This is a genomic window from uncultured Veillonella sp. (assembly GCF_905209685.1).
Lineage (GTDB): Bacteria > Bacillota > Negativicutes > Veillonellales > Veillonellaceae > Veillonella.
This window is the reverse complement of record NZ_CAJLUB010000131.1, coordinates 1-4,651: the sequence shown is the minus strand read 5'-3', so window position 1 is coordinate 4,651 and position 4,651 is coordinate 1. Positions and strand designations below refer to the sequence as shown.

The 4,651-nt window shown below is 38.7% G+C and carries 6 protein-coding genes and 1 pseudogene; 6 read left to right on the top strand and 1 reads right to left on the bottom strand.

All coding sequences use genetic code 11. The annotated features are described in order from the left end of the window. The 6 genes and pseudogenes from QZ055_RS08175 to QZ055_RS08150 form a co-directional block, all read left to right on the top strand. Nucleotides 1-173, top strand: a pseudogene (locus QZ055_RS08175) (methylmalonyl Co-A mutase-associated GTPase MeaB); the annotation flags it as partial. 297 nt (nt 174-470) lie between these two features. Further along, complete coding sequence (locus QZ055_RS08170) at nt 471-1,361, top strand: DUF3829 domain-containing protein (RefSeq protein ID WP_295825956.1); 891 nt, start codon at nt 471-473, stop codon at nt 1,359-1,361. A 50-nt stretch (nt 1,362-1,411) separates the two neighbouring features. Next, the gene (locus QZ055_RS08165) at nt 1,412-1,669 is read left to right on the top strand and encodes a hypothetical protein (RefSeq protein ID WP_105089925.1); all 258 of its coding nucleotides are present in this window, start codon (nt 1,412-1,414) and stop codon (nt 1,667-1,669) included. A 211-nt stretch (nt 1,670-1,880) separates the two neighbouring features. Further along, nucleotides 1,881-2,486, top strand: a complete 606-nt coding sequence (locus QZ055_RS08160; protein WP_295825953.1) for a MotA/TolQ/ExbB proton channel family protein — start codon at nt 1,881-1,883, stop codon at nt 2,484-2,486. After that, complete coding sequence (locus QZ055_RS08155; RefSeq protein ID WP_005385002.1) at nt 2,483-2,887, top strand: biopolymer transporter ExbD; 405 nt, start codon at nt 2,483-2,485, stop codon at nt 2,885-2,887. Before QZ055_RS08160 ends, QZ055_RS08155 begins: the two co-directional genes overlap by 4 nt. A 4-nt stretch (nt 2,888-2,891) precedes the next feature. Next, nucleotides 2,892-3,725, top strand: coding sequence for a hypothetical protein (locus QZ055_RS08150; protein ID WP_295825950.1), 834 nt, complete (start codon nt 2,892-2,894; stop codon nt 3,723-3,725). Nucleotides 3,726-3,856: 131 nt separating this feature from the next. On the opposite strand, the gene QZ055_RS08145 is transcribed toward QZ055_RS08150, so the two are convergent. Continuing rightward, a complete protein-coding gene (locus tag QZ055_RS08145; protein WP_295825947.1) occupies nt 3,857-4,267 on the bottom strand; it encodes a CAAX protease in 411 nt (136 codons plus the stop codon). Between the last annotated feature and the right edge of the window lie 384 nt (nt 4,268-4,651).

Sequence of the window (4,651 nt, the reverse complement as noted above, 5' to 3'; positions counted from 1 at the left end):
CCCTCCGTTGGGTACGCGATATGATTGACGAACACTTGCACAACCTATTCTTTAATAATGTCGTCATTCAAGGTCGCATGGGCGAAGTGGAAGCAGCCGTCTTAGATGGTGAAATGAGCGAATCTCAAGCCGTTGAAGAATTAATTGGCGTTTTCGATAAGTCCATTAAATAAGTAGATAGCTACATACCTATTTGATAAGCTGGCATAACTTATCTATTAAGACACTCCGATTAGCTATCATGCTTATCTAGATCTATAAAATGTATCCATAAAAGGCATAGTATAAACATTACTATTGGGTTTACCCCAATGGAGATGTATACTATGCCTTTTTATGTGCTTGTGAAAGCATATTCATGAAACAAATTTCATAAAAAATACGGTTGATACTTTCATAAATAACATATATGATATATAATTTAATCATAAACTGTTACTTGTGTGTGTGATTTAAATGAGAGGGTCATTATGAAACCACTAGTAAAGAAAATGTTAACAGCCGTATTGTGTGCATCTACTTTAACAGCACCATTATTCATGAGTGGGTGTAGTTTTTCTAAGATTGCCAATAGCGTACAACAAGGTGTTCAAAAGAAATCACAAGATGACGTTAAAGTGTTTAACAACTACATTAAAGCCGTTGGCGATTTTAACAGTCATACAGTGCGCTTTGGCTATGCTATCGGCCCAGACATTCAAAAACTAAGAGAAGGTCAACATTTAACAAGCTTTATGGCACCACATTTTGATTCTTTACAAAAGAACTTACAAGCCGCTAAGGATGCTGGCGTGCCATATGATGATATGAAAGAACCTTTAGATAATGTATTGGCTGTATTAAAGGATATTGTACCAGTAGCCAGTGAATTGGATACGTACTACGAAACTAATTCATATCAAGCAGATAATTATGCTAAGGAACAACAATTAGGACCTAAATACGTTCAATTATATGATCAGTTCTATGCAGCGTATAATCAACTAGACGCAGTAATTCACAAACACAACACGGAAAACCAACAAGAACAGTTGAAAGAACTTAAAGATTCCGGTAAGAAAAATGCAGCTGCTGCTCAAGAAGTTCATTTACGTTTAACTGCATTATTGGATAGCTTTGAAGAAGGCAAGCAAATCGATGTAAATGCGGCGAACCAAGAGTTGCAAGGTATCATGGATGTGTCCAGCAGCATTACTAGTCCGGACTATAACTCTGCTAAAAATCATTTAAATACAACTATTGGTAGAATTCGTACATTCTTAGGTGACCAAACAGCTGATCATTACAATGATATGATTGAATCCTACAATAGCTTTATTGGCAGTGTAAATCGCTTGGATATGAATAAACTTGATAAATAATATCTAATCGTATATACCATGTTATGTAATGTTAGGAGAGGAACATTTAAATGAGCAAGAAAATGTTATTACCCGTTGGTGTAGTTGTTCTAATTATAGGTATTGTTATCCTATTATTAAATCCAGATCCAGCTACAACGAATTTGGAAATTGCAAGAAACGCTACTAATGCACGAGACGCAGCTAAAGCGATTTCTTCTAATAATCAAACCTATGCATGGATGTATTCCCTCGGTATGTTCTTTACTGGTTTTGGCGTGTCCTTAACAATCGGTGGCATACTTGTAAAATTCCTTAAAAAAGATTAATAGGATGTAAGAGATTATAAGCCTTCTAGGAGCCTCCTAGGTTAAATTAAATCAGGATTATAGCTAAATTAAGATTACATTAAAGGCTATACTAATAGGTATATCACTATTAGTATAGCCTTTTTTGACCCATAGATATTTTTAGATACCTTATAACGTGATATAATTAATTTTAATGGGGCCTAGAGGGTAGAGGCTTTTGGAGGTTAGTATGAGTAGCATAGCGCATTTATTTGTGGCTGGTGGATTTGTTATGTATCCGCTAGTAATTTTTTTGCTCTTTGCGTTGATGATTGGCATTGAGCGCATCGTTTTATATCGCAAGTTTACAAAGGACTTGCGCCGTTTTAATAAGGTATTAGAAAAGAACCAAAGCTGGATTATGTTGCCAAGTGTACTAGAACGTGACACATTAGAGCTAGGCTCTTTGTTTGCTCGCGCCATTCGCAACGCTAAGAACTACAATAGCTTGGAAAATCGTTTGCAAGATATCGTATCCTATGCAGATGAGCGCTTAAAACGCGGTCTTAGCTGGCTTAGCATGATCGTAACAATGGCTCCACTATTGGGCCTATTGGGTACCGTGCTTGGTATGATTCGCGCCTTTGCTGTCGTAGGAGGCGATATTGGTGCTCCTACTATTATTACTGGTGGTGTATCCGAAGCCTTGGTAGCAACGGCAACCGGCTTGACGGTAGCCATCATTGCACTAGGCTTTCACAGTTACTGTGCGGCAAAGGTCAACGATTCTATTACTACATTAGAGCATGAGTGTGGTAATATCCTCGATGCGTACAACGAGGAACATGATATATGAGACGACGCACATTAGGGGTTAAAAAAGAACCAACCATCATGATTATCCCTATGATCGATATCGTATTCTTCTTATTGGTATTTTTCATGGTGGGCACGCTGTATATGAATACAGAACAGCAAATTCCTCTAAATTTGCCATCTGCATCTACATCTACGGCAAAATCTATCGAGCCTATTACGATTACCTTAACTACAACGCATACGTTATATATCGATAATCAGGAAATTTCTTCGGAACGCTTGGCGGAAGAGGTGCGGTCTATCGTTAAACAAGCACCGCGACAAGCCTTTGTTATCCGTGCATCTAAGGATGTATACTACAGCGAGGTTATCGCTCTGTTAGATATGCTCAAGGTTAATGGCGCTAAATATATTAGTGTCGCAACGGAACGGAAGTGATTCTATGTTTGAATCGCATTATTTGAAACCGTTCATCGTGTCCTTAGGCATTACGACGATACTCGTATCTGGAATGGGCCTTTCCTTGCGAGGCATGGCGGGCACTGGGGCAGCTCATGATGCGGCTGAAATTAGCTTTGATTTGCCTGATGATGGTGAAAGCAGTACAGAGGTAACCGAACCAACGCCACAACCGGAGGAGAAGGTAGCACCTGCAGAGGCTGTGCCAGAACGTACAGAACCAAAGCCTAAATCTCAGTCACAACCTATGGTGGAGTCCGTGACGCCTGATGAAAGTGAACGAACTAAAACATTAGATACAAATGCTAGTACACAAGAGCAGCGACGAGAATGGGCTATTCCTAAAGCCATCGAATCTGAAGCAGCTGGTGTAGAACAAGCGGTTGTAACTCATGACAAACAATCAAAACCGAAAGAGGCTCCTATGGGGAAGGATGTTACATCTGACCCTAATGCCAATGGTGATGGTCGTACGGAATCAGCTGATTTATCATTCCTATCAGATCTTGCGTGGAGCTTGTTGACGCCTGGTCAGCAAGAGTTATTACGACAACCAGCGATTAATCCAAGCGCATATCTTCGTCGTGTCCAAGAACAAGGTGCGAGATCTTCTGTAACGGGTACTGTTACGGTGAAGGTGAACTTTGGAGAAGATGGCCATATCATCGTTGCTCAGAACACACCGCGCATCGTGGTGGACGGCGTACCGCCCGATGTAATGGAAGAAGCATTGCGCATTGTTAAAACCAGTGGCAGCATCGTCAACCACTCTGGACGTATACAAACCTTAACAATTCCTGTCGTTATGGGACAATAAAGAGGCATATCACATACTACGTATGTAAGATATGCCTCTTTTACTTTTGCAGTATTAGTTATTTGTAGCCTGTTATTTATGGTTACCAGATTATTATGGGAATATAATTAATACGGAAAAACTGTATCCTATTAATCCTGGTTTGTAAGCATTGTTTTGGTAGAGTTGAACACTGCAAGATATACGATAGCGCCACCGATAAATAATGTAACTTGCATAGGTGCGCTAAATTGATTGACACGCCATAATGCAAAGGCGTAGAAGAACATTGTTACTAGCATGATGAGGAATGCGATGATAATGCGTACATTGGTGTTAACCGCTAAGGATGTAGTAATGCGAGATTTATTGAGTATTACATAAATTAAGGATACGATGATATCTGCTGTAAAGATGGAGAATACATAATTGAGATCAAACTCTCCAAATAGAACTATAGCCAAGCCGATAAAGCTGAGCCCAAAGAATAGGCGTAATAAAATGCCTATAGTATTCGATTCATTGCGCTGCGCACGACGCTCTTTGCGATTTAAATTTGCCATGAAAGCCTCCCGATAATGATATACAAGTCTATGTATATTTAAGATAATCCTAGTATATCATTTTATTAGCACGAATACATAGAGACGGAGTTAATATAACTCAATTCTATTAATTGTTTACTTAGAAAAGACGTCATAAGTAAAGTCATTATAAGTCAAGTCATCATAAGTCGAAACGTATCATAAGACTTCAATGAATGGCTGTCATCTTTAATAAATACGAACGATTAGTAAATTTAATATAATTATCATTCGGAAAATTTAGGTCCATTCATTGAATGGAGCTTTCACATATGGTACAATTATTTTATAAGAAATCTAGCTTTTATCATGCAAAGGAGACATCATGATACCACGTTATACACGAGAAGAAATGGGCCATAT

Excerpts from the sequence above, each read along its gene's own strand:
- QZ055_RS08170 (WP_295825956.1), top strand. The coding sequence starts at position 471 with ATGAAACCACTAGTAAAGAAAATGTTAACAGCCGTATTGTGTGCATCT.
- QZ055_RS08165 (WP_105089925.1), top strand. The coding sequence starts at position 1,412 with ATGAGCAAGAAAATGTTATTACCCGTTGGTGTAGTTGTTCTAATTATA.
- QZ055_RS08160 (WP_295825953.1), top strand. The coding sequence starts at position 1,881 with ATGAGTAGCATAGCGCATTTATTTGTGGCTGGTGGATTTGTTATGTAT.
- QZ055_RS08155 (WP_005385002.1), top strand. The coding sequence starts at position 2,483 with ATGAGACGACGCACATTAGGGGTTAAAAAAGAACCAACCATCATGATT.
- QZ055_RS08150 (WP_295825950.1), top strand. The coding sequence starts at position 2,892 with ATGTTTGAATCGCATTATTTGAAACCGTTCATCGTGTCCTTAGGCATT.
- QZ055_RS08145 (WP_295825947.1), bottom strand. The coding sequence starts at position 4,267 with ATGGCAAATTTAAATCGCAAAGAGCGTCGTGCGCAGCGCAATGAATCG.